Consider the following 25,691-nt stretch of genomic DNA (forward strand, 5'->3'; position numbering starts at 1 on the left):
GTCGGTCGACTAACCTGCGTACAGCTGCCTCCCAATCGTTTAGTCGCGAGCGGGTCGTAGCCTCAACCAAAGAGAGCTAAGGCTATGGTCAAAATTACACCCAACCCCCCAGCTACAGACGAAACCGTGTCTCGTGTTCAGTCTGCTCGTAACAAGAAACTTGATGACGCTGCCAATCGGGCTTTGGATTTCTACCTGAAGCCCACGCCTGAGAAGGAAACGTCTGACAATCCCAACACCATCTTCCGTATTGATCCTGATGTTGACTCCGAATGTCTGCTGGCCAATCTCAGTGAAAACCTGGCGTCGGCGAATGCCATGATCAGTGATTTGGCGTTTGATCTGGACGGCTCGCGGCGGCGTGTTGCGATGGGGATTCTGCAGGTGATTGAGGTGAGTGAACTGTTGGCGAATCGGGCTTTAGATATTGTTGAGGTGAGGTAACAAGGGGCCGCGCTTACCCCAGGTAGGAAAAAAGGTCTTGCTCTGCAAGGCCTTTTTTTGTGGCCGAGCCCCATCAAGCATCTGACCCACCGCCATAGCAGTCCTTTCGCACACCCCTGTGGGAGCGAGCCTGCTCGCGATAGCGATACACCAGTCAACCTCAGCGCCACTGATTCGCCACCTCGCGAGCAGATCCCGACGATCCGCTCCCTCCATGCATTGCCTCCCATTGCGCAGTTACGCGCGCCTTCCACCAATCAGCGATTCAAAGCACCGAGCGTGCAGGCAACGTCGCCGATCTCCCTTGGAACTAACTTCTGCAAACGTTCATGGCTGAAACGTATCAGCTCGAACAAAAAACCAAAATATGCACAAATGCATTTTTTCGCTTGACCCACATGGGTGAGCCTCTATAAGGTGGTTTCACTGTATGCACATACAGTATTTCTAAAGCGTTATTTATTTGAATCCATTCATGGACGAGGCACTACCTTATGAAAACCAACACTGAAAAATTCGGTGTAACACCCCATCAACCGAGCCTCTGGACCCGCGCTGACGCGTTGAAAGTCCGGGCGGATGATCCCACCACCACTCAGCCGCTGGTCCGCGCGGATTTCCCGGTACTGAACAACGACGTGTTCATCTGGGACACCATGCCCCTGCGCGACCTGGACGGTAACGTGACGTCCGTCGATGGCTGGTCGGTGATCTTCACCCTCACGGCCGATCGTCATCCAAACGACCCGCAGTACCTCGACGAGGACGGTAACTACGACATCCTCCGCGATTGGAACGATCGTCACGGTCGGGCAAAGATGTACTACTGGTTCTCTCGTACCGGCAAGAACTGGGAATTCGGTGGCCGCGTGATGGCCGAAGGGGTTTCGCCGACCGCTCGCGAATGGGCCGGTACGCCGATTCTGTTGAACGACCGAGGTGAAGTGGACCTGTATTACACCGCCGTCACCCCGGGCGCGACCATCGTCAAGGTGCGCGGTCGGGTGGTGACCACAGAACACGGTGTCAGCATGGTCGGTTTCGAGAAGGTCAAGCCGCTGTTCGAGGCCGACGGCAACATGTACCAGACCGAAGCACAAAACGCGTTCTGGGGTTTCCGCGACCCATGGCCATTCCGCGACCCGAAAGACGGCAAGCTGTACATGCTGTTCGAGGGCAATGTGGCCGGTGAGCGCGGCTCGCACAAAGTGGGAGAGGCAGAAATCGGCGATGTGCCGCCGGGTTATGAAGATGTCGGCAACTCGCGCTACCAGACCGCCTGTATCGGCATCGCCGTGGCCCGCGACGCGGACGGTGACGACTGGGAAATGTTGCCGCCACTGCTGACCGCTGTGGGAGTCAACGACCAGACCGAGCGCCCGCACTTCGTGTTCCAGGATGGCAAGTACTACCTGTTCACGATCAGCCACACCTTCACCTACGCCGACGGCGTGACCGGGCCGGACGGCGTGTACGGTTTCGTCGCGGACTCGCTGTTCGGCCCTTACGTGCCGCTGAACGGTTCCGGCCTGGTGCTGGGCAACCCGTCCTCCCAGCCATTCCAGACCTACTCGCACTATGTAATGCCAAACGGCCTGGTGACCTCCTTCATCGACAGCGTACCGACCGACGAAACCGGCACGCAGATTCGGGTTGGTGGCACTGAGGCACCCACGGTGGGCATGAAAATAAAAGGGCAGCAGACCTTCGTGGTGGCTGAGTACGACTACGGCTACATCCCGCCGATGCTCGACGTCACACTCAAGTAATAGCGACGCAGGGGTTTCAGGCAACGGGTTTGCGGTCGATGACAAAACCGTTGTGGATATGATCGAGATATCCCGCCTGATTCATTGCGACGTTGCTCGCAAGCTCCATTGAACAATGAGTCGTAACCCTCTTCGCGACTGGCTGCAAGGATGCAGCCAGTCGCGAGTGCGTTCCACAGCGACGTATGTGCACGAGCTCCTCTGTGGGAGCGAGCCTGCTCGCGATAGCGGTATATCAGCAACATTCCGGCCAGCTGTTTATCGTGACTCCACGAGACCAGTCACGACCGACATCGCCTTGCGCCATTGCCTACAACTACGCCAGAATCCGCCGGCTTGTGCGTCCTTGGCCGCGTCGGTAGTTTTGATCCTGTCACTGCCCATCAGTGATCGGGTTTAGCAGCCCGTCGAGTTGAGTCGTATCAAGCTTCATCAGTCAGGTATCCCCATCCCTGCACTTGATGGTGGCTGTGCGTGGGGCGCCCCCGGGCGCGCCGATTTCTTAACTCGTCGGTCTGCTAACCCGCGTACAGCTGCCACCCACTCGTTTAGCAGCGAGAGGGTCGTGGCCTCACCAAAGAGAGTTAAGGCTATGGTCAAAATTACACCGAACCCTCCGACTGCAGATGAGCATGTGTCTCGCGCTCAGTCGGCTCGTAACAATAAGCTTGATGAGGCTGCCAACCGGGCGTTGGATTACTATCTGAAGCCTACGCCGAAGAGCGAAACGTCTGACAAGCCCAACACCATCTTTCGTATCGCACCGGATGTTGATTCGGAATGTCTGCTTGCCAACCTCAGTGAAAACCTGGCTTCGGCGAATGCCATGATCAGTGATTTGGCGTTTGGTCTTGAGGGATCACGACGGCATTTTGCGCTGGGGATTTTGCAGGTGATTGAGGTGAGTGAGCTGTTGGCGAATCGGGCTTTGGATATTGTTGAGGTGAGGTAGCAAGGGGTATCGCTTGCCCCGGGTTTGAAAAAAGGTCTTGCATCGCAAGGCCTTTTTTGTTTGAGAGCTTGACGGTCTCTCATGCCTTTACTGTCCTCTGCGACAAGGCGGCTGCGCACCTGTAATCAATGGAGTGCCGTCTGTACTGAAATATTTTTTTCGACACCGTCTTGGCCTGTTATCATCATTTTTAGCACTACTAAAGGATCAAACAATGCCGAACCTGGCCCCAGGCGGAGCCTCTTCTAATCAACGCGAACGATTATGGCAGATCGATTTTTTAACGCGTTTCCGTGGAGAGGTAACCCGGCAGGACTTAGTGCTCCGGTTTGGTATTGCACTGTCAAACGCCACGCGGGACTTCACTCTCTATCGTCAATTAGCACCTGATAACCTTAAGTATGATCACCGTGACAAAGTATATCGTCGGGCTAAAGGGTTTCAGCCACTGTTCATTTACGATTGCGCTCATACGCTGCAAACCCTGACTTGGGGTCAAGGCGTGGGATTGGAAGTTTGTAACCAGCCGATTTTAGTTGAGTCTGTGCCAACACTGAGTCAGCCGGACCTGGATATTTTGGCAGCGATATCCCGCGCTATGTATGCAGCTAAGGCGCTAACAATCCGGTATGTGTCTGTTGGCAGCGGTGAGTCTGTACGTGAGATTGTGCCGCACAGCTTGGTTAATACAGGCCAGCGCTGGCATACGCGTGCCTACTGTAGGGTGCATTCCAAGTTTAGGGATTTTGTGCTAACCCGCATCACCGCTGCAGATGAATTAGACGGTTTAATCAATGCAGCGGTTGAGTCTTTGGCTCAGGATCATGAGTGGAACCGTGAAGTGGAGCTGGAGCTGGTCCCGCACCCACGCGCAACCTATTCTCGAGCCATTGAGTTGGATTATGGTCTCGAATCCGGACAATCCATCAAGCTGTCAGTCCGAGCAGTAATGGCCGGTTATTTGCTGCGGTGTTGGGGTGTCGACTGCAGCCCCAATGCAACATTGCAGCCTGACGAGTATCAACTGGCGTTGCGTGCCCCCGATTGGATCGCAAACCAAGTCAGCCTGCAAATTGCCCCAGGCTTTAAGAATGAGAAAGGTCTCTGATGAGCTCGACTGAATCCCAACAAAAATTCGGCTTCAAGTTCGGCCGCAGTGGTGCCCACTCCGCCCGTACCATGATGCTCGCTGAGATTAGGGAGCTGTTTCATGGACGTAGCGTTGATGCGACTTTTGCCCAATACCAGGAAGACATAGAACTCTTCAATGTGTTGCATAAGCCCACCGAGAAGGCAAGGAAGTTGACCTGGCGTCATCTTATCGATCTCTATGGAATGGATATCACCATCCCGCTGTTCCGGACCTTTCGCCGTTTATGGGAAAGCGATGAGTCCGCAAGGCCCATGCTTGCTTGCCAAATGGCATTGGCTCGGGACCCGCTGCTGCAACTGTCCCAGGACAAAATCCTTTCATTGACGTTAGGTCAATGTTTGTCTCGTGAGGAGATGGAGCTGGCGCTGGACGAGCAATGTCCAGATCGCTACAGCAAAGCGATGCTCAAGTCGCTGGCGCAGAATGTGAACGGGACCTGGACGAATGCCGGTTTTCTGAAAGGGCGCATAAGAAAGCATCGTGACGAACCCGACGTGCGCCCGGTCAACGTGGTGTTTGCCTTGTTTCTCGCTTATTTGCAGGGCGCCACCGGCAACAGACTGTTTACCAGCAAATGGACCCTCCTGCTTAGCCGCCGCCAGGAGCGATTGCTGGAGTTGGCCCGTCAGGCCAGCTACAGCGGAATGATTAATTTCAAACACTCCAGTGAAGTGGTGGAAGTGACCTTCCCCGACTACCTGAGCAAGGAAGAGGAGTCCTGGTTGCATGAGTAACCGACTGAATCGCCTGATCAAGAGCTACGCCAACCATATCAGCCTGCCTTGGATGAAGGGCTTGGCCAATGAACAGCGGGTGTTATTTGCCGTTTATCACAAAGAGGACGAACTCAAACTGCGTGCCAGGGTTGAAGAGTTTCGACTGGCCACTGAAAGCGCCGGCCACCCCTGGCTAGAGCTGGATGTTACCCGTCTGTTCTCTGACTGGATGGCCAAGCAGAAGTACCGCGAAGACTACTTTGAAGATCCGGATACCCTGGCTCCCAAGTACAAGACCTTTGTCCGCCAGTCCGTCGAAGAACTGGCTGCGCGAATTAACAGCCAAGCCGATGAAAAAACCGTCGTGGCGCTCATGGGCTGCGGCACCCTGTTTGGTTTTGCCTCCGTCTCGGACTTTGTTAAGCAGCTTGCGGAGCATGTTCCTGGCCGCCTGTTGGTGCTTTTCCCTGGCGAGTACATCAATAACGGCTACCGCCTGCTCGATGCCCGCGACGGCTGGGGTTACCAGGCTACGGCGATCACTGCTGATAATTGAATTCAGTCGTATAAAGACACTAACGCATAGATTGGCGCAGTAGGCGCAAAGGGAGCATGCCCAGGATGTTGAACCGCGAGATTTACCAGCTCGACCCCCAGCAGAATCGCCTGGAAAACAATGGTGTTGCTGAAGTTAAGGACGACCAGTCAGCCCAGGCACTCAAGACCCTGCGCTACGAGTTGCAAACCTTTGTCTGCGATGGTGAGTACCAAGCCGGGCTCGACAAAATCCTGTCTGCCTACCTGCGTAATTTGGGCGGCCAGCACGAACAGCCCGGCGTGTGGATATCTGGCTTCTTCGGTTCAGGTAAATCGCACCTGGCCAAAATGCTACGCGCACTGTGGACTAACCAGCCGTTCAGCGATGGAGTTTCTGCTCGTGATATTGCCGATTTGCCGCAGGAGGTCAAAGATCACTTTAAAGAGCTGAGCAACGCCGCAAAACGCCATGGCGGTCTGCATGCCGCCTCTGGTACTTTGGGCTCCGGTGCTAACAACAACGTGCGTCTGGCGCTGCTCAACATTGTGTTCAAGTCCGCCGGTCTTCCCGAGCAGTACCATCAGGCTCGCTTTGTGCTGTGGCTGAAAAAGCAGGGTATTTTTGATCAGATCAAAGACAAGGTCGAAACTGCGGGCGACAGTTGGGACGACGAGCTAGAAGACCTCTACGTCTCCCGAAGTATTGCCGGGGCGCTGCTTGAGGTAGATAGCACCTTGGGCGATGACGTCAAAGGTGTGCGCCAGCTACTGCGCGAGCAGTACCCAAACGTTCAGGATGTCACCAACCAGCAGATGGTTGATGCTATTTACGACGCCCTATCCAAAGAAGGTCAGTTCCCGCTAACCCTGGTGGTGCTCGATGAGGTGCAACAGTACGTCGGCTCCGATACCGACAAAGCGCACCAAGTCCAAGAAGTAGTAGAAACCTGCTGCAAGCATTCCATCTTCCAGAACAAGCTGCTGTTTGTTGCCACCGGCCAGAGCGCTCTGTCGGGCATGCCTAATCTGCAGCGTCTGCTTGGTCGCTTCCAGATTCCAATTCAGCTATCCGATACCGATGTCGAATCGGTGATTCGTAAGGTCATCCTGCAGAAAAAAGCCTCGGCCAAGCCGCAGTTGGAGCAGATGCTGCAATCGCATTTGGGCGAGATCTCGCGCCAGCTGCGTGGTACCAAAATCGAGCATCATCAAGATGACGAAAAAGTCATGTTGGCCGATTACCCGCTGCTTCCTGTGCGCCGCCGCTTCTGGGAGCGGGTGCTGCGTATTGTCGACACCACCGGCACTGTTTCGCAATTGCGTAACCAGCTCAAGGTCATCCACGAGGCCGCACAGGCCACCGCCGATCTCCCGTTGGGCCATGTGGTGCCCGCGGACTTCATATACAACCAGATCGCAGTCAACCTGCTACAGACTGGCGTAATTTCCAAAGAAATCGCTGAAACCATTGGTCGCCTGTCCGCCGGAGATGCTGACGAAAAGCTCAAGTCGCGTATTCTCGGGCTGGTGCTGCTGATCGGTAAACTGCCTTCAGATCCCACCGCCGACTGCGGAGTGCGGGCCACCGCGGACATGCTGGCTGACCTGCTGATTGATGACCTCAATAGCGGTAAAGATTCTATTCGTACCAGCGTGCCTAAACTGCTGCAGGCATTGGCCGACGAAGGTCTGGTGATGTCTATGCAAACCAGCACTGGCACCGAGTTCCGTTTGCAAACTCAGGAGAGTGCGCAGTGGTACGACACACTTCGCCAGGAAGAAGCCGACCTGCGCGGCAATATGCAGCGTATCGAAAATATCCGCGTGGACCTGTTGCACAAAGAACTACGCCGCCAGGTAGCCCAGGTGCGTCTCACCCAGGGCAAGTGCAACGAGCCACGCCAAGTTATCCCTTGCTTTGACCCCGAGTTGCCCAAAGACGCTAAAGAAAAGGTCTATGCCTGGATACAGGACGGCTGGAGTATCGATGAGAAGAGCTTCCTCGCCGATGCCCGCAGCCGCCAGCCGGGCGAACCAACTATTTTCGTCTTTGTCCCCGCGCGCAATCGCTCCGAGCTGACCAGCGCCATCATTGCTGAGAACGCCGCTCACGCCACTCTGGAAAAGCGCGGCATCCCCAACACTGATGCCGGCAAAGATGCCCGCAGCGCGATGGAAACTCGCTACCGCGATGCGCAAAAGCAGGTACAAGCTCTGCTGCGCGAAATTTTCGACGGTGTGCAAGTGCTTCAGGCCGGGGGTAACGAAGTAGATGGCAGCACTATTGCGGACCGGGTAGAAACTGCTGCTAAAGCCTCGCTGATTCGCCTCTACCGCGACTTCGATGCCGCTGACCATACCGGCTGGGGCAAAGTTTATGACCGCGCCAGTAAAGAGGGTGGGCAAAATGCCTTGGAAGCACTGAGCTACAGCGGTGATGCCGAGCAGCATCCCGTGTGCGCTGCCATTAAGCGCTATATCGGGGTTTCGAAAAAGGGCAGCGAGATTCGTGAGCACTTTTTGGCGGCACCTTACGGCTGGCCGCAGGACGCTATCGACGGAGGCCTAGCCATTCTGATGGCCACTGGTGTTCTCATCGCCTACGACAACCGCAACAATCCAGTTACTGCCACAACGCTGGATCGCAAGCAGATCACCCAAACCAGCTTTAAGCCGGAAAGCATCACCATCCGCCCGGTAGACTTGATCAAAATACGCGGTGTACTCAGCAGCAGTGGTATCGATTGCCAGCCCGGTGAAGAAGCTACCAAATTGCCTCTTCTAGCTGAAAAGGGCCGTGAACTGGCCAAGCGAGCAGGGGGGGAAGCTCCTCTGCCCAAAACCCCGGACAGCCGTATTTTCGATGAGCTAGCGCGCCACTCTGGTAACGCACAGCTCAAGCATGTGCTGGATGAGCAAGACACTATTAAGCAGGCGGTCAAGGATTGGACCGACATTGCTCAGCGCATCGAAGCGCGGCGCGGTGACTGGGCGCTGCTGAAAAACCTGCTCGACCTTAGTCGCGGTTTGTCTTTCCATGCCGCTATCCAGACCGAGGTGAATGCCATAGTCAGCCACCGGTCTTTGCTGGATGATCCGAATCCGGTATCCGGCCTGGTTCAGCAGCTGGTCAATAAGCTGCGCGATGCTATTCAGTTCCATCTGCAGGCCTATCAAGATCGGTATACCGAGTGCCTGGCTCAACTGCATGCCGACAGCCACTGGTTGCAACTCAGCGAGCAGCAACAGAGCGACATCCTTGGCAAACGCAAACTGCTTACCTTGGCGCAACCGGTGCTGAACGACGCCGACGCCATCATCGACAGCCTGAATGATGTCAGCCTGGAGCAGTGGAGCGATCGCACCGAATCGCTGGCCAGTAAATTCGATAGCGCTCGCATGGAAGCCGTTCAGTTGCTGCAACCCAAACTGCAGCGCATCAGCCTGCCGCGTAAAACCTTTGAGACCGAGGCCGACGTTGACGCCTGGATGGCTGAAGTGAAGCAGCAGATTCTCGACAAACTCAACGATGGACCGGTGACTTTCTGATGACTCGACAGCCCCTTGGTAAGTCCCTGCGCCGTGCGCTGGAAGCCACCGTCGTCAAAGCCCGCGACATCGCCGAGCAAGCATCTACCCAAGCCGTCACACGACTTGGCGTGGGCGATGCTAAGCCGGCCGACTACCTCAGCGATGAACAGCGTAAGCTGCGCACCCGCCTGCGCGCCCACGGGCGCCAGTTGGGTGATAGCAAAGACGACAACGGCCAGCAGTCGATCCACAAGCTGGTCACTGAGGTCGCCTACGAACACTGGCATCGCATGTTGTTCGCGCGTTTTCTGGAGCAGAACGGTCTGCTTATGTACGACGAGCACACCCAGCTGACTCTGGCCGAGTGCAGCGAGTTGGTGCAAGACCCGGATGTGGCCCGTGACGATCTTGAGCGTCGCTGCCAAAGCGGCTGGGAGCTAGCCGGGGTGCTGGCCTCCAAGATGCTGCCGCAGATCTTCCGCGTCGACTCGCCTGTATTCGAGTTGGAGTTGGCCCCAGAGCATCAGCGCAGTCTGGAGCAACTGGTGACTTGCCTGGCCTTAGAAACCTTTCAGGCCCAGGATAGCCTTGGCTGGGTCTACCAGTTCTGGCAGAGCAAGCGTAAGGAAGAGGTTAATAAGTCCGAGGTTAAGATCGGTGCTGACGAGCTCTCTCCGGTTACCCAGCTATTTACCGAACCTTATATGGTCAGCTTTCTGCTGGATAACAGTCTAGGTGCCTGGTGGGCCGGCCAGCACTTAAGCGACTGCGACTGGCAGCGCGCCAATAGTGAACAGGAGCTGCGCGACAAAGCTGCTATTCCTGGCGTGCCTCTGAGCTATCTGCGTTTTGTAAAAGATGAAGCCACCCAGCAATGGCAGCCCGCCTCCGGCACCTTTGACGCTTGGCCTGAACGGCTCCGTGAACTGAAAGCTCTCGATCCCTGTTGCGGCTCCGGCCACTTTCTGGTCGCCGCTTTTTTGATGTTGGTGCCCATGCGCATGCAGGCGGAAAGCCTCACGGCGCAGCAAGCTATCGACAGCGTGCTGCGTGAAAACTTGCACGGCCTGGAACTGGATCAGCGCTGTGTAGAATTGGCGGCCTTTGCTGTTGCACTGGAGGCTTGGCGTTACCCGCAGGCCGGAGGCTACCGCAGCCTGCCCGAGTTGCATCTGGCCTGCAGCGGCCTGTCCATCGCCGCCGCTCGCGACGAGTGGAAAGAACTCAGCCGCAAAGCTGGCAAACAGAACCTGACTATCGCCTTGGACTGGATGTACCAGATCTTCCAGGATGCGCCGGTACTAGGCAGCTTGATCAATCCTCGTCGCAGTAAAGCCGCGCAAATCGCCCAATGGAGCGAATTGCAGCAACTGTTGGGCGAAGTGCTTTCTCGGGAATATGTCTCGGCGCAACAGAGTGAAGCGGACACAAATGCAGAGCAAAGTCGTCTAGAGGCCGGCATCATTGCCCAAGGGCTGGCCAAGGCTGCCGCATTGCTATCAGGTCAGTACACCTTGGTGTTCACCAATGTACCGTATCTACTTCGGAGTAAGCAGAACGATGCTCTTAAGGAGTATTGCGAAGCTTATTTCTCTGAAGGAAAAAATGATCTGGCAACTGTGTTTCTAGATCGCTGTCTTGAATTCTGTGCTCATGGTGGCACCGCCAGTGTTGTCTTACCGCAGAACTGGCTCTTTCTAACCAGTTATCGCAAGTTTCGGGAGAAACTATTACAGAACGATAGTTGGCACATGATTGCCCGCCTAGGCGCTGGAGCCTTCGATACCGTCAGTGGCGAGGTAGTTAAAGCCATTCTGATCGCCCTGAGCCGCGGGTGTGGGACGGAGCAGCCGTTGGATCTGCTGCGCAACAACGAGCAGGTTAACTGGATTCGTGGAGTTGATGTATCTGAGTCACGCACGGCATCAGACAAGGCCGCAGCGCTACTTGCGAACGAACTGAAAAGTATAGAACAGGGTAAGCAACTGGAGAATCCAGACTCGAGAATAACTATGGATGGTTGTTCGGAAGTTTCGTTGTTAAGTGAGTGTGCCAATTCGTACCAGGGAATCACAACCGGGGATAATCCCCGGTTTATTTTTACGTTTTGGGAAACCAACAGCATCAAGAGCCAATGGTCTACGTTCCAGTCTACTGGTGATGTGCCCGAGCACTACTCGGGGAGGCATCAAGTATTTCTTTGGGAGAACGGCGGGGGATATTTATCTTCATCTCCGGCCGCTAGAATTCAGGGGCAGGGTGCATGGGGTGTCAAAGGGGTGGCAGTAAGCCAGATGAGCAATTTGGCGCCTACGCTTAACCTAGGAAGTCCATGGGACATGAATTGCGCAACTCTCATACCCAAAAAAGAAATGTATCTTGCGGCTCTTTGGTGTTTTTGCTCGTCTCAAGAATACCCAAGTATCGTACGTGAAATAGATCAGTCACTAAAGGTCACAAATGCAACCTTAGTCAAAGTGCCTTTCGACCTTGACTACTGGACCAAAGTCGCCGAAAAGCAATACCCCAACGGGCTGCCTCTGCCCTACACCAACGATCCTACCCAATGGATATTCCACGGTCATCCTTGCGGCTCGGTAATCTGGGACGAATACAGCAGATGGACCGTCCACGACGAACTCCGCGTAGATGACAGCGTGCTGCAAGTAGCCGTCGCCCGTCTGCTTGGTTACCGCTGGCCGGCAGAGTTGGACTCGCAGATGGAGTTGGCTACAGAGCAGCGTGAATGGGTACAGCGATGCCAGCAGCTGGATGCCTATTCGGATGATGATGGCATCGTCTGCCTGCCTGCTGTGCGCGGGGAAAAGGCGGCCGACCAACGCCTTGAAGCTCTGCTGCAAGCAGCCTACGGCGACGCCTGGACCACCCCGCTGAAAAACCGTTTGCTGGAAACTGTCGGAAGCAAATCCCTAAGCCTGTGGCTGCGCGACAAGTTCTTCGAGCAGCACTGCAAACAGTTCCAGCACCGGCCGTTTATCTGGCATATCTGGGATGGCCTTAAGGACGGCTTCAGCGCACTGATCAACTACCACAAGCTCGACAAAGCGGGCCTCGAACGCCTGATCTACACCTATCTGGGCGACTGGATCCGCACCCAGCAAGCTGGCATGGCCAACGGTGAAGACGGTGCTCAGGAGCGTCTCGCAGTCGCCGAAGCGCTCCAGTGCGAGCTGGAGGCCATCCTCGAAGGTGAGGCACCTTACGACATCTTCGTGCGCTGGAAGTCCAAGGCCGAGCAACCTATAGGCTGGACCCCCGACCTCAACGACGGCGTGCGCCTCAACATCCGCCCGTTCATCTACGCCCGCGACGTCGGCAAAAAAGGCGCCGGCATCCTGCGCTGGACACCCAACATCAAATGGACCAAAGATCGCGGCAAGGACGTCGAGTCCACCCCCTGGTACACCCTCGGTCTGCAATATGACGAAGGCGAAGGTGCACGGATCAACGATCACCATTTGTCCTTGGCTGAAAAGCAGGCGGCAAGGAGCTAGTCCATGATTAAGTCCGTATACAATTACCCGGTTTCCACGCTGCTCGATATCGAGAGCGGGGTGGTCTATGCCATCCCCCGTTATCAGCGTGAATACACCTGGAGTCGGGCGCAGTGGGATGCGTTATTCGAGGATTTGCTGGACAACGAGTTGCATTATTTCCTGGGTTCGATCATCTGTATCAACCAGTCGCAAGATGCATTGACGGTGCAAAGCCTGGAGCTGGTAGACGGACAACAGCGCATGACCACGCTGTCTTTGCTGCTGGCGGCTATTTATCAGAGTCACCGTACTCTGCCGAATCTGGGTGTGGAGCAGCAGATTGAGCTCTATAACCTCAAGCACAAACTGGTGCTGAAGAAAAAGACGGATCAGCCGCGCCTGATTCCCCAGGTGCAAAACAACAACCAGCAAGACTACTTTGCGGTGCTCGGACAGACCGGCATTTTAGACGATGTGGATACTGTTCCGAATGCGGGTAACCGTCGTGTGTTGAAAGCCTTCCGGCATTTTGTCAGTCGTATTGAACTGTACTTGGAGCACAGCACTGACCCCATCGCCAGCTTGCAAACCCTGCTGGAGAAGGTAAACACCGCCACCCTGGTAAAGATTGAGGTCGCCGGGCATTCCGACGCCTATACCCTGTTTGAGTCGCTGAACAATCGCGGCGTACCGCTTACGGCCATTGACCTGATCAAGAACAAGTTACTGGCAGTTTTGGAGTCCAAAGACCCCGGCAGTATCGATACGCAATACAACCGCTGGAAGAAGGTGATTGACGCCCTGGGTGATGACTATGCCGTGCAGGAGCGTTTCTTCCGCCAGTACTATAACGGCTTCAAGACCGATTTGAAGGATGTCGTTTCAGTACCAGTGGCTACTAAGTCGAACCTTATGCAGGTGTATGAAAAGTTGATCGCTCATGATGCTGAGGGCTTTTTGCACGCAATGATTCGTCTTTCCAGCCGCTATGCTCAAATTGTCGGCTACCGTGCTGTGCCTGAGCAGCCAAAACTCTCCAGCCTACTGCTTTCGCTGGACCGCATTCAGGGTGCCGCCGCATATTTGCTGCTGATGGTGTTGATGGAGCGCCAAGCTGAGCTGGAGCTGAAGCATGAGCACCTTGAACAGGTCGTGAGTTTTCTGATTGCCTTCTTTGTTAGGCGCAATACGACCGACTTGCCGCCTACCCGTGATTTGACCCGTATCTTCATGGATGTGGCTGAGACCATCCGGGAGCTGAGTGCCGGCGATGTGGTCAGTCATATTCAGCACAGACTTAAAGCAGAAAGTGCCAGTGATGAGCAGTTCGAGAAAAGCCTCAAAGGTCCGATTTATGAAGACAATAAGGCAGTCTGTCGCTTTGTGCTCTGCGCCCTTGAAGAAAGCCGCATGACCCGGGAAACCCAAGTAGATCTGTGGGCGCTGAAAGGTAAACAGTACGTATGGACCATCGAGCATATCTTTCCCCAGGGTGAAAACATTCCTGACAGTTGGGTGCAGATGATTGCCGATGGGGATGCGAACGTGGCCGAGCAACACCGTCAGACATACGCCCACTGCCTGGGTAACCTAACCATCTCGGGCTACAACAGCGCTCTGGGCAACAAGAGCTTTGGGGAGAAGCAAAACCGCACCGACAGCCAGGGCCGAGAGGTTGGCTACAACAACGGCCTCTATCTGAATCAAGCACTGGCCACTGAGGACAGTTGGACAGTGGAGAAGCTAAAGGCGAGAACGGTACAGTTGGTGCTGGAAGTGCAGGCGAAGTATCCATTGGTTATTACGGTCGCATGATCAAGCCTGCTTAATGAATCCCAAGGATTGATATGAAACTGATTGATTTGCTGGCAACCGAAATCCGGAACAGCGCTGCCTACAACTCCAACGTGCAAGTTGCTCCCAGCGTAATTCTGTGGACGGACACCCTGCGCCAATGGGAGCCAGCATTGCCATTGCTGCAAGCTGCAATGCCGGAACTGATCGTGTTGGGTGACTACGCCCCCGAAAAGAAAGTAGGTCCTGCCATATGGATCAAATGTGTTGTGGAGAATGCGCTGCCCAGCATCGAGCTCCCAGCCGATCGAACACCGATCCTGTATTTACCGGGTGTGGAACGCCGTGACCTGCGTGCAATCGGTGCTTGCTCGGACTACCTCAAACCGCTGGCTGAGCTGCAGTATCGAGGTTGTTGGTGGATCTACAACAACTCTGGCCGTGATTGGACGGTGAACGCCTTTTTGATCTCCAGTAACGGCGGAGCAGGGCTGGATGTTGCCAAGGATGAGAAATCCCAACAAGCCATGCTACGTGTTTTACCTGAGATTCTGGAAAGTGAGCGTGATGAGCTGTGCAACCGCCGGCTCGAGGCAGCAGATTTCAATAAGTTAGTGAGCAGCGACCCGGTGCGTGATTTGCTCAGTTGGATGAATGACAGCAAAAGCTGCCGTGGCCGCTGGGACGGGTCACGCTGGCAAGCACTGGTTGGCATCTGCGAAACCGAATATCACTTCAATCCTGAGCAGGACGGGGAGCTGACGGCTGCCGAACTGCTGTGTCAACGTCAGGGGATTTGGGAGAGCGTATGGCAACGCTATGCTGAGTCTTGCCGCCACTACCCGTTCTTGCCGCATTTATTGCTCAAGGTCCAGCCTGATTTGGCTTCCAGCGGTGAAAGCTATCCGGCTATCAATTTGAGTGAAGAGGGATATCTGGAGCAGACGCTACAGCAGTTGCTTGAGCAAGATGCGGCCCTGGTTCGCCAAAACCTGCAGACCCTTGAGCAACGACATGCACAACGGCGTAGTTGGATTTGGTTTGAGCTTGATCTGGCTCCGTTGGCAGGCGTTCTTGGCCACCTGAGCCAAGTGGCTCAGAAGACCACAAAGGTCTTCTCCGGCGTTGATGCAGAGGAAATGGCGGCGCAGTATCGGGAGCACTATTGGCAGGTTGATGATCAGATGCTCCAAGCCTTGGCTTCACCCTTGTCCGCAAGCCAGCAAGTTCTTGTGCAGCAGATCCTCGCGCTGATCTACACGCCATGGTTGGATGAGGTGACGCGCAATTTCCAAGGTGTGATCAAATCTAAGGGCTATCCGGGTAGCAACCAGGTGAATGAAGCGACGGCTGAGTATGCCGTGGGTGGTGAAGTGGTATTTTTCGTAGACGGCCTACGTTACGACATCGCCCAGCGCCTGAATCAGGCTCTGCAAGGATTGGGAACAGTAACGCTTTCGACAAACTGGGCAGCTTTGCCTTCAGTGACGTCTACCGCGAAAGCAGCCGTGACACCGGTGCATAACCGGTTGACTGGCAGAACCACCGACCGGGATTTTGAGCCCAGCTTGCTGGACGAAGATAAGGACTTTTCAGCTTATTACCTGAAGAAGTTTCTGCAGGAAAAAGGCTGGCAATATTTGGATGAGGGCGATTCAGGCGACCCAACATCCAATGCTTGGGTTCAAAGCGGCGATATTGACAAAGAAGGCCATGTGAAGGGGCTCAAGTTGGCGGCGCGAGTTGATACCTTACTGGCTGAAGTCGTTGAGCGGGTTGAAGAACTCCTTGCTGCAGGCTGGCGCAAAATTCGTATCGTCACCGATCACGGTTGGATGCTGACGCCCGCACCTATGGTTAAGGTCGAATTGGCCAAGCATTTGACTGAAACGCGCTGGGGCCGCTGCGCGGTCATCAAGGACTCTGTGGACAGCGGTTATCAGCAGGTAGGTTGGTACTGGAACGGTGCTGTCAGCATTGCCATGGCTCCAGGTGCCTGTAGTTTCAAGTCAGGACAGCACTATGATCACGGTGGCCTAAGCCTGCAGGAGTGTTTGACGCCGGTGCTAGAGGTACGGAGCACACAAGCTCCAGTCAAGACCTCCGCGATCTCTGCAACACTTTCGGATCTGCGCTGGGTGGGATTGACCTGTAAAGTCCAGGCGCAAACCAGTGCTGGAGGGGTACTAGCGGTACTCAGAGCGCACCCGGCTGACCCGGATTCAGAGATCACCAAGCGCAAGCCGCTGAAAGAAGGCAAGTGCACTCTATTGGTAGATGATCAGTATGAGGGCACTACTGCTGTATTGGTGCTGCTGGATGACCAGGGCAATGTGCTGGCGAAAAAACCAACTCTGGTAGGAGATGAGTAATTGGAAATGGATACGCTGGACCGTAAGTCCGCGGAGGTCTTTGAGGGGTACTTGGTTCGCAAAGACCTGGTGCGCACTTTTGCGCGTCAATTTCCGGTTCCGACCTATGTCGTCGAGTTCATGCTGGGTAGATATTGCGCCTCAACCGATCCCATTGAAATCGAAGAGGGTTTGGAAATCGTTCAGCGGCAGCTGTCCGATCGTACTGTGCGTGCCGGCGAAGAAGAGCTGTTCAAGGCACGCGCCTATAAAACCGGCTCTGCCAAACTGATCGATATTGTCAGCGTGCGGTTTGTAGAAAAGGAAGGTGGCTACCTGGCGTCGTTGCCCAGCTTGAATCTCAATCGTGTGCGCATCCCAGACAAAATTGTTGATGACAACGAGCGTCTGCTGACCGGTGGCTTTTATGCTGAGGTGACGCTGGAGTACGACAGCATCATTGCTGAAGAAAAGGGGCACGCCTTTGGCATTGCAGAGTTGCGCCCCATCCAAATGTCCAAGCGCAATGTGTTGGATATCATGGCAGAGGCGCGTACCCGATTTAGCAGCGAAGAGTGGCGGGATTTCCTCACCCGCTCCATCGGCCTGGAGCCAAGCGCGCTGTCACCGCGAGCTATAGACGCCATCATGCTCCGCATGGTGCCGTTCGTGGAGCGCAACTACAACATGGTCGAGCTGGGGCCGCGGGGCACGGGCAAGAGTCACCTATTTCAGCAGATATCGCCCTACGCGCATTTGATCTCAGGCGGCAAGGCGACCATCGCCAAGATGTTCGTCAACAACGCCAGCGGGCAGCGCGGCTTGGTGTGCCAGTACGATGTGGTTTGCTTTGATGAGGTGAGCGGGATCTCCTTCGATACTAAGGAAGGGATCAACATCATGAAGGGCTACATGGAGTCCGGCGAGTTCAGCCGTGGGAAGGAAAGCATTCGAGCCGATGGCTCCATGGTGTTTGTCGGCAACTTCGATGTCGATGTCGAACACCAACAACGCGTAGGCCATCTGTTTGGCCCACTCCCAGCGGAAATGCGTGATGACACCGCCTGGATGGACCGGATCCATTGCTATCTCCCTGGTTGGGATGTACCTAAAATGAACAAGACTCTGACCACTGACCACTTTGGCCTGGTCAGTGACTTCTTCTCCGAATGTATGAGTCGCCTGCGTTTCCAGAGCCGCGTGTCTGCCATGCAGAATCGCGTTCACCTGGGCGGAGCACTCAGTGGTCGCGATACCAATGCGGTCAACAAAACCGTCTCCGGCTTGCTCAAGCTGATGTATCCAGGTCAGGACATGGTTGTGTCCGACGAAGATTTGGAATGGGCTACTCGTTTAGGGCTTGAGGTACGGCGTCGGGTCAAGGAGCAGCAAAAGCGAGTCGGAGCCGCCGAGTTTCGTAACACCCACTTCAGTTACTTCATTGGTGATGACGGGGTCGAGAAGTTCGTGGCTACGCCGGAGCTGCGCGCCGACAACGAAATCGGTGATGACCCATTGGAACCGGGCCAGATTTGGACCATCAGCGAAGGTGGGGCGGACATCGACGACAACGCTGGCCTGTATCGCATCGAAGTGAATGAAGGCCCTGGCTCTGGAGTACGCATCCTCAACAATCCTGCACCCGCAGCCTTCAAGGAGTCGCTGCGCTATGCCGAGCAGAATTTGTATGCTCGCGCAACTCAGCTTATCGGGGCCCGCGACCCACGCGCCCATGAGTTCTCCGTTCAGCTCCGAGCCTACGACGCCGCCAAACGCGGTTCTAAATTGGGGATGGCCGCGCTGATTGCTATGTGCAGCAGTTTGCTAAAAAAATCGGTGAAGGGCGGAGTAATCGTCGTCGGCGAAATTAACCTGGGCGGCTCTATCGAACCGATCAGCAGCGCAGTGAACATTGCTGAGCTGGCAGTAGAAAAGGGCGCGAGTGTGCTGCTCATGCCTGTCACAGCCAGGCGCCAGCTGTATGACCTGTCGGATGACATGGCAACCAAAATCGACATCCAGTTCTACCAGGATGCACGGGATGCGTTATTGAAAGCGATTGTGGAGTAGGGGGCACGCAAGCCAGTTGCGTACCGTTTAGCAAGTTATTGAAGAAGGGATAAAGAATGCCCTTCTTCTGCATAGTAAGCCCAGCGGGAGTTGCTACTAAAGATGGCATGAAAAGACGTTAATTAACCATGACTAGTCAATTAAAAAGCCGGCTTATGGCCGGCTTCTCGTTGACTAACTCAGTTCGTTTTTGACAAACCTCACCAGCCTTCAAAACGTACATCCGGCTCTTGCGGCCGGCTGTGGGACTTGGTCAGAAAGTGATCTGCCTTGTCGGTGCGAAGCGTGGGCTCGCAAATGTGGGGCGGAGGATACGCGGGTTTGCTTCAGAATCCCAGTGGTAAGTGGTGTGGAATCATTGGGTTAGGGGTGATTCAGGTGAAAAGCAGGGGGCTGCTGCGCAGCCCAGCGGGGATAAATCCCCTCGCCACAAAAGCTCCTGCCACAGCTCCTACTGCAGCTCCTACTGCAGTTCCTGCCACGGTTTCTGGTCTTGGGTGGGTTAGTCGAACACCGGCGGTCTCCGTTTGTTCAGGGTTGACCACCAGAACACCCAGCCAATCACCCGTATGTTCTGCGCATCGATCTGTTCAGCGCTGAAGACCTCGTCAGGATACGCAGCACAGTTATGACTACGCAGCCGTAACCGATTACCGGGAACGCGATGCAGGTATTTGATGCGCAGCATGCCGTCGTGTTCAAGCGCATAGATATGGCCGTCGACGATTTGCGTCAGGCCGCGGTCGATGGCGAGGGTGGAGCCGTCTTCGATGCGTTCGGCCATGCTGTCGCCGACCATGGTGATGCAGATGGCGTCGCCGGGGTCGATTTCCAGGGATTCGAGGTGGCTGCGGGGCAGGCGGATGGATTGGTCGGGGATTTCGACGATGTGGGTTTTGGTTTCGCCGGGGGCGATGGGGGCTTCCTTGTAGAAAGGCAGTTCGATGTCCGTGGGTTCCAGCACGGTGTAGACGCCGTCGTTTTCGGCGGCTTCATAGGTGGTGCCGGGGCCGAGGCCCAATGGGGTTTGGGGGCCTTCGCCGTGGGCGAGCCACTCCGGGCTGACGGTCAGCAGGCTGGCGATGGAGTGGATGCGCCCGGGCGGGATGCCACGGTTGAACCAGTTGTTCACGTGCTGGGATTTCACGCCGTATAACTTCGCGAAGTCGGCGGAACGAATATGGGCTTCTTTTAGAAGGGCTCTGAAGCGGTCGCCACTGGAGATCTTTTTCATAAACGGAAAGTTTAGGGGCGACTGTGTTTTCGGCAATAAACATGTCGTTCAAATATATAAGACGATCTTTCCGTTTGCAGGATCTGAAAGGGGCGGGCTAAACGCTGTTAAACAGTATTAATACAAGTTGGTATTAAGCATCATTAAGGCATAAAAAAACCCCGGTGCAAACCGGGGTTCTTCTGCAAATTCAGTTTCAGCCTTTGTAGGCGGCAACCGATTTGGTGATCGCTTCGCGGGCGGCGTCTGCACCGGCCCAGCCTTCGATCTTGACCCACTTGCCTTTTTCGAGATCTTTGTAGTTCGCGAAGAAGTGCTCGATCTGCTGGATCAGCAGCGGTGGCAGATCGGTGTATTCCTTCACGTCGACGTACAGTTGCGACAGTTTGTCGTGTGGCACTGCGATGACTTTGGCATCGCCGCCGCCGTCGTCGGTCATGTTCAGGATGCCGACTGGACGGGCGCGGATGACCGAGCCTGGGGCCACTGGGTATGGGGTCACGACCAGCACGTCGAGGGGGTCACCGTCGTCGGCCAGGGTGTTGGGGATGAAACCGTAGTTGGCCGGGTAGAACATGGGGGTGGCCATGAAACGGTCAACGAACAGGCAGTCGCTGTCTTTGTCGATTTCGTATTTGATCGGGGCGTGGTTGGCCGGGATTTCGATCGCGACGTAGATGTCGTTCGGCAGGTCTTTGCCAGCCGGAATCTTGCTGTAGCTCATTGGGCGGTGCCCCCGTTAGTTGACCAAATGACTGGTCGGATTGACCAAAAAGTGGCGGCGATTATAGGCATATTCGGCCGTCGATGCCACGTTACAAGGGTCTTAGAGACCTTAGTATGACGCCTGATAGACCGGATCTTCGGCTTGAAGTTGCCGCAGCCGGGCCAGCGGGTCCTGGCGGTAGAACGCCTTGAGCTGTTCATAGACCCGCGGGTACGCCTGGTGCAGCAGGTCTGGGGCGCTGAAGAAGTATTCGCTGGTGACGGCGAAGAATTCCGCAGGGTTTTCGGCGGCGTAGGGGTCGATGACGGTTTGTGCGTCGGGGTTGTGGTCCAGTTGCCGGTTGAGGTCGTCGAAGGCCTGTTGCATGGCGTCGGCCCAATCCTGGACGCGCATGTCGGCGTGCAGTGGCGGCAGGCCGTTGGCGTCGCCGTTGAGCATGTCGAGTTTGTGCGCCAGTTCGTGGATCACCAGGTTGTAGCCGTCCCAGCCGCCGCTGGCGAGCACGCCGTCCCAGGCCAGGATGATCGGGCCCTGGGGCCAGGCTTCGCCGCTGTGTTCGCCGTCCCATTCGTGCTCGATGCCGCTGGCGTCACGGTAGCGCTGGGGGCTGAGGAAGTCGTCGGGGTAGAGCACGATTTCGTGGAAGCCCTGGTACCAGTTCAAGTCGCCGAGGTGCATCAGCGGCAATTGGGCCTGGGCGGCGAGCAGCAGGCGTTGTTCCTGGAGCAGTTCGACGCCGGGCAGGGCGCTCAGGTGTTTGTCATGCAGGAACAGTACGCAGGCTTCGCGCAGCCATTGGTCCTCGGTGGCGCTGATGCCGTCGAGAAAGCTCAACTGGTGACGCACCCGCTGCCAGGTTTCCTCGCTGACGGGATGTTTGGCGAGGGTGCGTTGCCGGCGCCAGCCGCTCAGGGACCACATGGGGCGATCAGCGCGGATGGGCTTTCGAGGCGCTGGCGGCGAGGCGGCTGCGGATCACGCCGACGATCATTGGTACCAGCGACAGCAGGATGATGCCCAGCACCAGCAGCGACAGGTTCTGCTTGATGAATGGCACGTTGCCGAAGAAGAACCCGAGGGTGACCAGGCCGCCGACCCACAGGATGGTGCCCAGGACGCTGAAGGCGAAAAAACGCGGGTAGGGCATTTTTGCAACGCCGGCGACGAAGGGGGCGAAGGTGCGGATGATCGGCAGGAAGCGCGCCAGGGTCACGGTTTTGCCGCCGTGCTTGTCGTAGAAGTCGTGGGTTTGTTGCAGGTAGTCGCGGCGGAAGATTTTCGAGTTCGGGTTGCTGAACAGCCGTTCGCCTGCGGTGCGGCCAATGATGTAGTTGGTGCTGTCGCCGAGGATCGCCGCCAGCATCAGCAGGCCACCGAGTAGCACCGGGTCCATGCCGCCGCCGGCGGCTACCGCGCCGGCGATGAACAGCAGGGAGTCGCCCGGCAGGAAGGGCATCACCACCAGGCCGGTTTCGCAGAAGATCACCAGGAACAGGATGGCGTAGATCCACGGCCCGTAGTTGGTCACCAGCAGGTCGAGGTACACATCGAGATGCAGAATGAGGTCGAGGGGGTTGAAATCCATGCAAAGCACCTGTGGTCGCGGCCTGACTGGGTGGGGCCTGTGGGTCGGGCTTCGAGTAAGGCTACAGCGCGTGTAGCTTTTTCTTACAAGCCGGGAAGAGCGGCATTATACGAGGTCGAGGGTGGTGTGCGTGGTGAGTTTGTAGCTGGGGATGTCGGGAGGCTTCTGGCTGGGTGAAGAACTCTGTGGCGAGGGAGCTTGCTCCCGCTGGAGCGCGAAGCGGTCCCAAATGCAGCCAACCCGGTCTGCCTGATGCACCGCGTGCTCAGGTTCTGGGGCTGCTGCGCAGCCCAGCGGGGATAAATCCCCTCGCCACAACATTTCACCCAACCACAGGGGTTATCGATCGTTCCTACGCTCCGCGTGGGAATGCATCCCGTGACGCTCTGCGTCAAGCGGAACGCGGAGCGTCCCTGGCGGCATTCCCACGCGGGAGCGTGGGAACGATCAGTCCGCGGTAATCGGGTCAGAGCTCTTCGCTGATCGGCAACACGTAGTTCTTGAACTCGGTGTCTTCCTTGAAGCCGATGGACTCGTAGGTTTTCTGCGCCACGTCGTTGTTGCTGCTGGTGGAGACGCGCATGCGTACGGCGTTGGTTTCCTTGGCCATTTTTTTCGCGGTGCGGATCAGGTTGTCGGCCACCAGTTGGCGGCGGGCGTCTTCGGCGACGTAGATGTCGTTGAGGATCCACACGCGCTTGAGCGACAGTGACGAGAAGCTTGGATAGAGCTGGCAGAAGCCCAGCAACCGGTTGTCATCGTCATCGGGCAACGCCAGGTAGATCACCGATTCCTTGCGGCGCAGGCGTTTTTCGAGGAAGGCTCGGGACGAATCCGGGTAGGGCAGCGAGCCATAGAATTCCCGGTATTTGACGAACAATGGGGTCAGCAGGTCCAGGTGTTCCAGGGTCGCTTGGATAATCCGCATAGTAGGTCTCGTCTGCAAAGGTCGACAGATACTCGGACAACAACGGCGTTCTGCCGTGCTTCGATGCTGCCTGAAAGCGGATCAAAAACGCAAACTTGTAAACGGATCAGCTTCGGGGCGGCATCAGTAGGAAGTTACCTTTCATATCGGCGGTGTTTTCCGAGTCTAGAGTTTGGACCTGGGCTTCGTCCTTCAGGTTGACCCCCGAGAGCTGTCTGCGGCAGGCCTCGCGCATCAGGTAGATCAGGCGGTGGGCGGCCATGCCGTAGCTCAAACCTTCGAGCCGGACGTTGGAGATGCAGTTGCGATACGCATCGGTCAGGCCGACCTTGGGGTTGTAGGTGAAATACAACCCCAGGCTGTCGGGGGAACTGAGGCCGGGGCGTTCGCCGATCAGGATCACCGACATTTTTGCGCCGAGCCGCTGCGCCACCTCATCAGCCACCGCGACGCGGCCCTGTTCCACCAGAATCACCGGCGAGGTTGACCAACCATCAGCGGCGGTCTGTTCTTCCAGCCGCGCCAGGAACGGCAAGGTATGCCGATGCACCGCCAGCGCCGACAGGCCGTCGGCCACCACGATGGCCAGGTCTACGCCGCCGGGATTGGCCGCTGCGTAGTCCTCCAGGATTTGTACGGAGGACTCGTCGAGCCGTCGGCCCAGGTCCGGGCGCTGCAGGTAGCTGTTGCGGTCGCTGGCGGCGCTGTGCAGCAGCAGGCTTTCACGGCCGCGCTCAGTCAGTTGCGTGCGAATGCCTTCATGGTCGAAGGCCAGGTGCACGGCGTCCCGAGCCTGGGCGTGGGCGTACTGGAAGTCCAGTTGCGCCGAGGTCGGCAGGCTGGTGCCGGTGCGGCCCAGGGCGATGCGCGCCGGGGTGAGGTTGCGCAGATTCAGCCAAGGGTTTTGTGGATCTACAGGTTTTTTATCCATGGGCAGTTCTCTCATCCCAAATGCGGCTTATCCCAAATGAGCTAATGCGTGACGAAACGCCGGTGGCAGGTTGTCGCCGAACCGCACCCGGCCATCGGCCTGGGTGAAAATGCCCATGTTCGCCAGCCACGTTTCGAATTCCGGCGCCGGCTTCAGGCCCAGGGTCTGGCGGGCGTAGAGGGCGTCGTGGAACGAGGTGGTCTGGTAGTTGAGCATGATGTCGTCGGAGCCGGGGATGCCCATGATGAAGTTGATCCCGGCCACGCCCAGCAGGGTCAGCAGGGTGTCCATGTCGTCCTGGTCGGCTTCGGCGTGGTTGGTGTAGCAGATGTCGCAACCCATCGGCACGCCCAAAAGCTTGCCGCAGAAGTGGTCTTCGAGGCCGGCGCGGATGATCTGTTTGCCGTTGTACAGGTATTCCGGGCCGATAAATCCTACGACGGTATTCACCAGAAACGGCTTGAAATGCCGTGCGACGGCGTAGGCCCGGGTTTCGCAGGTCTGTTGATCGACGCCGTGGTGGGCGTTGGCTGACAGGGCGCTGCCCTGGCCGGTTTCGAAATACATCAGGTTGTTGCCCAAGGTGCCGCGATTCAGGCTCAGCCCGGCGTCGTAGCCTTCCTGCAAGACGTTCAGGTTGATGCCGAAACTGGCGTTGGCCGCTTCGGTGCCGGCGATGGACTGGAACACCAGGTCCAGGGGCACGCCACGGTTCGCCGCTTCAATGGAGGTGGTGACGTGGGTCAGCACGCAGCCTTGGGTCGGGATGTCGTAGCGCTGGATGATGGCGTCGAGCATTTCCAGCATGGCGCAGATCGACGCTGTGCTGTCGGTGGCCGGGTTGATGCCGATCATGGCGTCGCCATTGCCGAAGAGCAGGCCGTCGAGGATGCTCGCGGCGATCCCGGCGGGTTCGTCGGTGGGGTGGTTGGGTTGCAGGCGGGTCGACAGCCGCCCGCGCAGGCCGAGGGTGCCGCGAAATTTCGTCACCACGCGGATTTTCTGCGCCACCAGCACCAGGTCCTGCACGCGCATGATCTTCGACACGGCGGCGACCATTTCCGGGGTCAGGCCCGGGGCCAGCGCCCGCAGGCTGTGTTCGTCGGCCGCATCGCTGAGCAGCCAGTCGCGAAAACCGCCGACGGTGAGGTGGCTGACGGCGGCGAAGGCCTGTTTATCGTGGGTGTCGACGATCAGTCGGGTGACTTCGTCGTCCTCGTAAGGAATCAGCATTTCTTGCAGGAAATGGCTGAGGGGCAGGTCGGCCAAGGCCATTTGCGCTGCTACGCGTTCGCCATCGTTGAGCGCCGCGACCTCGGCCAGAAAATCCCCGGAACGCGCCGGGCTGGCCTTGGCCATCAGGTCTTTGAGGCTGTCGAAGCGGTAGGTCTGGGCGCCGACCGTGTGTGCAAAACTGGCCATACAGGTTCTCCGTGACGGCGCCGCTGGGCGGCGCCGTGGTTTTCGGCGTT

18 protein-coding genes are annotated in these 25,691 nt (G+C 56.7%); 11 read left to right on the forward strand and 7 right to left on the reverse strand.

Annotation, left to right across the window (positions count from 1 at the left end; all coding sequences use genetic code 11):
- The first annotated feature begins 84 nt into the window (after positions 1–84).
- From HQ912_RS04575 to brxL, 11 genes are all read left to right on the forward strand, one after another.
- On the forward strand, positions 85–444 hold the full coding sequence (locus HQ912_RS04575; RefSeq protein ID WP_173406504.1) for a DUF6124 family protein: 360 nt from the start codon (positions 85–87) through the stop codon (positions 442–444).
- Between the two features lie 494 nt (positions 445–938).
- Positions 939–2,213, forward strand: a complete 1,275-nt coding sequence (locus tag HQ912_RS04580) for a glycoside hydrolase family 68 protein (protein ID WP_173406505.1) — start codon at positions 939–941, stop codon at positions 2,211–2,213.
- A gap of 592 nt (positions 2,214–2,805) precedes the next feature.
- Positions 2,806–3,165, forward strand: coding sequence for a DUF6124 family protein (locus tag HQ912_RS04585; protein WP_173406506.1), 360 nt, complete (start codon positions 2,806–2,808; stop codon positions 3,163–3,165).
- Positions 3,166–3,379: 214 nt separating this feature from the next.
- Entirely contained in the window at positions 3,380–4,273 is an 894-nt protein-coding gene (locus HQ912_RS04590; protein ID WP_173406507.1) for a WYL domain-containing protein, read from the forward strand.
- Entirely contained in the window at positions 4,273–5,052 is a 780-nt protein-coding gene (locus HQ912_RS04595) for a hypothetical protein (protein WP_173406508.1), read from the forward strand. The genes HQ912_RS04590 and HQ912_RS04595 overlap by 1 nt, the downstream gene beginning before the upstream one ends.
- The gene (locus HQ912_RS04600) at positions 5,045–5,590 is read left to right on the forward strand and encodes a BREX protein BrxB domain-containing protein (RefSeq protein ID WP_095018751.1); all 546 of its coding nucleotides are present in this window, start codon (positions 5,045–5,047) and stop codon (positions 5,588–5,590) included. The genes HQ912_RS04595 and HQ912_RS04600 overlap by 8 nt, the downstream gene beginning before the upstream one ends.
- Before the next feature lie 65 nt (positions 5,591–5,655).
- Entirely contained in the window at positions 5,656–9,120 is a 3,465-nt protein-coding gene (brxC, locus tag HQ912_RS04605) for a BREX system P-loop protein BrxC (RefSeq protein WP_173406509.1), read from the forward strand.
- On the forward strand, positions 9,120–12,617 hold the full coding sequence (locus tag HQ912_RS04610; protein WP_173406510.1) for an Eco57I restriction-modification methylase domain-containing protein: 3,498 nt from the start codon (positions 9,120–9,122) through the stop codon (positions 12,615–12,617). The genes brxC and HQ912_RS04610 overlap by 1 nt, the downstream gene beginning before the upstream one ends.
- Positions 12,618–12,620: 3 nt before the next feature.
- On the forward strand, positions 12,621–14,414 hold the full coding sequence (locus tag HQ912_RS04615) for a DUF262 domain-containing protein (protein WP_173406511.1): 1,794 nt from the start codon (positions 12,621–12,623) through the stop codon (positions 14,412–14,414).
- A gap of 32 nt (positions 14,415–14,446) precedes the next feature.
- Positions 14,447–16,765: a BREX-1 system phosphatase PglZ type B gene (pglZ, locus tag HQ912_RS04620; RefSeq protein ID WP_173406512.1), complete on the forward strand. Its 2,319-nt coding sequence runs from the start codon at positions 14,447–14,449 to the stop codon at positions 16,763–16,765.
- A 6-nt stretch (positions 16,766–16,771) separates the two neighbouring features.
- Entirely contained in the window at positions 16,772–18,814 is a 2,043-nt protein-coding gene (gene brxL / locus HQ912_RS04625) for a BREX system Lon protease-like protein BrxL (protein WP_222129870.1), read from the forward strand.
- Positions 18,815–19,316: 502 nt separating this feature from the next.
- Here the strand turns inward: brxL and HQ912_RS04630 are convergent.
- From HQ912_RS04630 to HQ912_RS04660, 7 genes are all read right to left on the reverse strand, one after another.
- The gene (locus HQ912_RS04630) at positions 19,317–20,048 is read right to left on the reverse strand and encodes a helix-turn-helix transcriptional regulator (protein ID WP_173406514.1); all 732 of its coding nucleotides are present in this window, start codon (positions 20,046–20,048) and stop codon (positions 19,317–19,319) included.
- Between the two features lie 196 nt (positions 20,049–20,244).
- Positions 20,245–20,772: an inorganic diphosphatase gene (ppa, locus tag HQ912_RS04635; RefSeq protein WP_123448269.1), complete on the reverse strand. Its 528-nt coding sequence runs from the start codon at positions 20,770–20,772 to the stop codon at positions 20,245–20,247.
- Between the two features lie 111 nt (positions 20,773–20,883).
- On the reverse strand, positions 20,884–21,696 hold the full coding sequence (locus HQ912_RS04640) for a zinc-dependent peptidase (protein WP_173406515.1): 813 nt from the start codon (positions 21,694–21,696) through the stop codon (positions 20,884–20,886).
- A gap of 7 nt (positions 21,697–21,703) precedes the next feature.
- The gene (locus HQ912_RS04645) at positions 21,704–22,360 is read right to left on the reverse strand and encodes a DedA family protein (RefSeq protein ID WP_047229470.1); all 657 of its coding nucleotides are present in this window, start codon (positions 22,358–22,360) and stop codon (positions 21,704–21,706) included.
- Between the two features lie 466 nt (positions 22,361–22,826).
- Complete coding sequence (locus tag HQ912_RS04650) at positions 22,827–23,288, reverse strand: GNAT family N-acetyltransferase (RefSeq protein WP_092394658.1); 462 nt, start codon at positions 23,286–23,288, stop codon at positions 22,827–22,829.
- A 106-nt stretch (positions 23,289–23,394) separates the two neighbouring features.
- Positions 23,395–24,219, reverse strand: coding sequence for an ethanolamine ammonia-lyase subunit EutC (gene eutC, locus HQ912_RS04655; protein ID WP_173406516.1), 825 nt, complete (start codon positions 24,217–24,219; stop codon positions 23,395–23,397).
- Positions 24,220–24,246: 27 nt separating this feature from the next.
- Positions 24,247–25,641 (reverse strand): ethanolamine ammonia-lyase subunit EutB, encoded by a 1,395-nt coding sequence (locus tag HQ912_RS04660; protein WP_047229473.1) that lies wholly within the window; start codon positions 25,639–25,641, stop codon positions 24,247–24,249.
- Positions 25,642–25,691: the final 50 nt, after the last annotated feature.

Origin of the sequence: Pseudomonas sp. MPDS, assembly GCF_013283895.1 — a bacterium.
GTDB lineage: Bacteria > Pseudomonadota > Gammaproteobacteria > Pseudomonadales > Pseudomonadaceae > Aquipseudomonas > Aquipseudomonas rhizophila.

Bases quoted from the DNA above. Each gene is read 5' to 3' on its own strand.
- HQ912_RS04615 (WP_173406511.1), top strand. From the start codon at position 12,621: ATGATTAAGTCCGTATACAATTACCCGGTTTCCACGCTGCTCGATATC.
- HQ912_RS04580 (WP_173406505.1), top strand. From the start codon at position 939: ATGAAAACCAACACTGAAAAATTCGGTGTAACACCCCATCAACCGAGC.
- HQ912_RS04590 (WP_173406507.1), top strand. From the start codon at position 3,380: ATGCCGAACCTGGCCCCAGGCGGAGCCTCTTCTAATCAACGCGAACGA.
- ppa (WP_123448269.1), bottom strand. From the start codon at position 20,772: ATGAGCTACAGCAAGATTCCGGCTGGCAAAGACCTGCCGAACGACATC.
- HQ912_RS04595 (WP_173406508.1), top strand. From the start codon at position 4,273: ATGAGCTCGACTGAATCCCAACAAAAATTCGGCTTCAAGTTCGGCCGC.
- HQ912_RS04660 (WP_047229473.1), bottom strand. From the start codon at position 25,641: ATGGCCAGTTTTGCACACACGGTCGGCGCCCAGACCTACCGCTTCGAC.
- HQ912_RS04610 (WP_173406510.1), top strand. From the start codon at position 9,120: ATGACTCGACAGCCCCTTGGTAAGTCCCTGCGCCGTGCGCTGGAAGCC.
- brxC (WP_173406509.1), top strand. From the start codon at position 5,656: ATGTTGAACCGCGAGATTTACCAGCTCGACCCCCAGCAGAATCGCCTG.
- HQ912_RS04640 (WP_173406515.1), bottom strand. From the start codon at position 21,696: ATGTGGTCCCTGAGCGGCTGGCGCCGGCAACGCACCCTCGCCAAACAT.
- pglZ (WP_173406512.1), top strand. From the start codon at position 14,447: ATGAAACTGATTGATTTGCTGGCAACCGAAATCCGGAACAGCGCTGCC.
- HQ912_RS04650 (WP_092394658.1), bottom strand. From the start codon at position 23,288: ATGCGGATTATCCAAGCGACCCTGGAACACCTGGACCTGCTGACCCCA.
- HQ912_RS04585 (WP_173406506.1), top strand. From the start codon at position 2,806: ATGGTCAAAATTACACCGAACCCTCCGACTGCAGATGAGCATGTGTCT.
- HQ912_RS04645 (WP_047229470.1), bottom strand. From the start codon at position 22,360: ATGGATTTCAACCCCCTCGACCTCATTCTGCATCTCGATGTGTACCTC.
- eutC (WP_173406516.1), bottom strand. From the start codon at position 24,219: ATGGATAAAAAACCTGTAGATCCACAAAACCCTTGGCTGAATCTGCGC.
- HQ912_RS04575 (WP_173406504.1), top strand. From the start codon at position 85: ATGGTCAAAATTACACCCAACCCCCCAGCTACAGACGAAACCGTGTCT.
- brxL (WP_222129870.1), top strand. From the start codon at position 16,772: ATGGATACGCTGGACCGTAAGTCCGCGGAGGTCTTTGAGGGGTACTTG.
- HQ912_RS04600 (WP_095018751.1), top strand. From the start codon at position 5,045: ATGAGTAACCGACTGAATCGCCTGATCAAGAGCTACGCCAACCATATC.
- HQ912_RS04630 (WP_173406514.1), bottom strand. From the start codon at position 20,048: ATGAAAAAGATCTCCAGTGGCGACCGCTTCAGAGCCCTTCTAAAAGAA.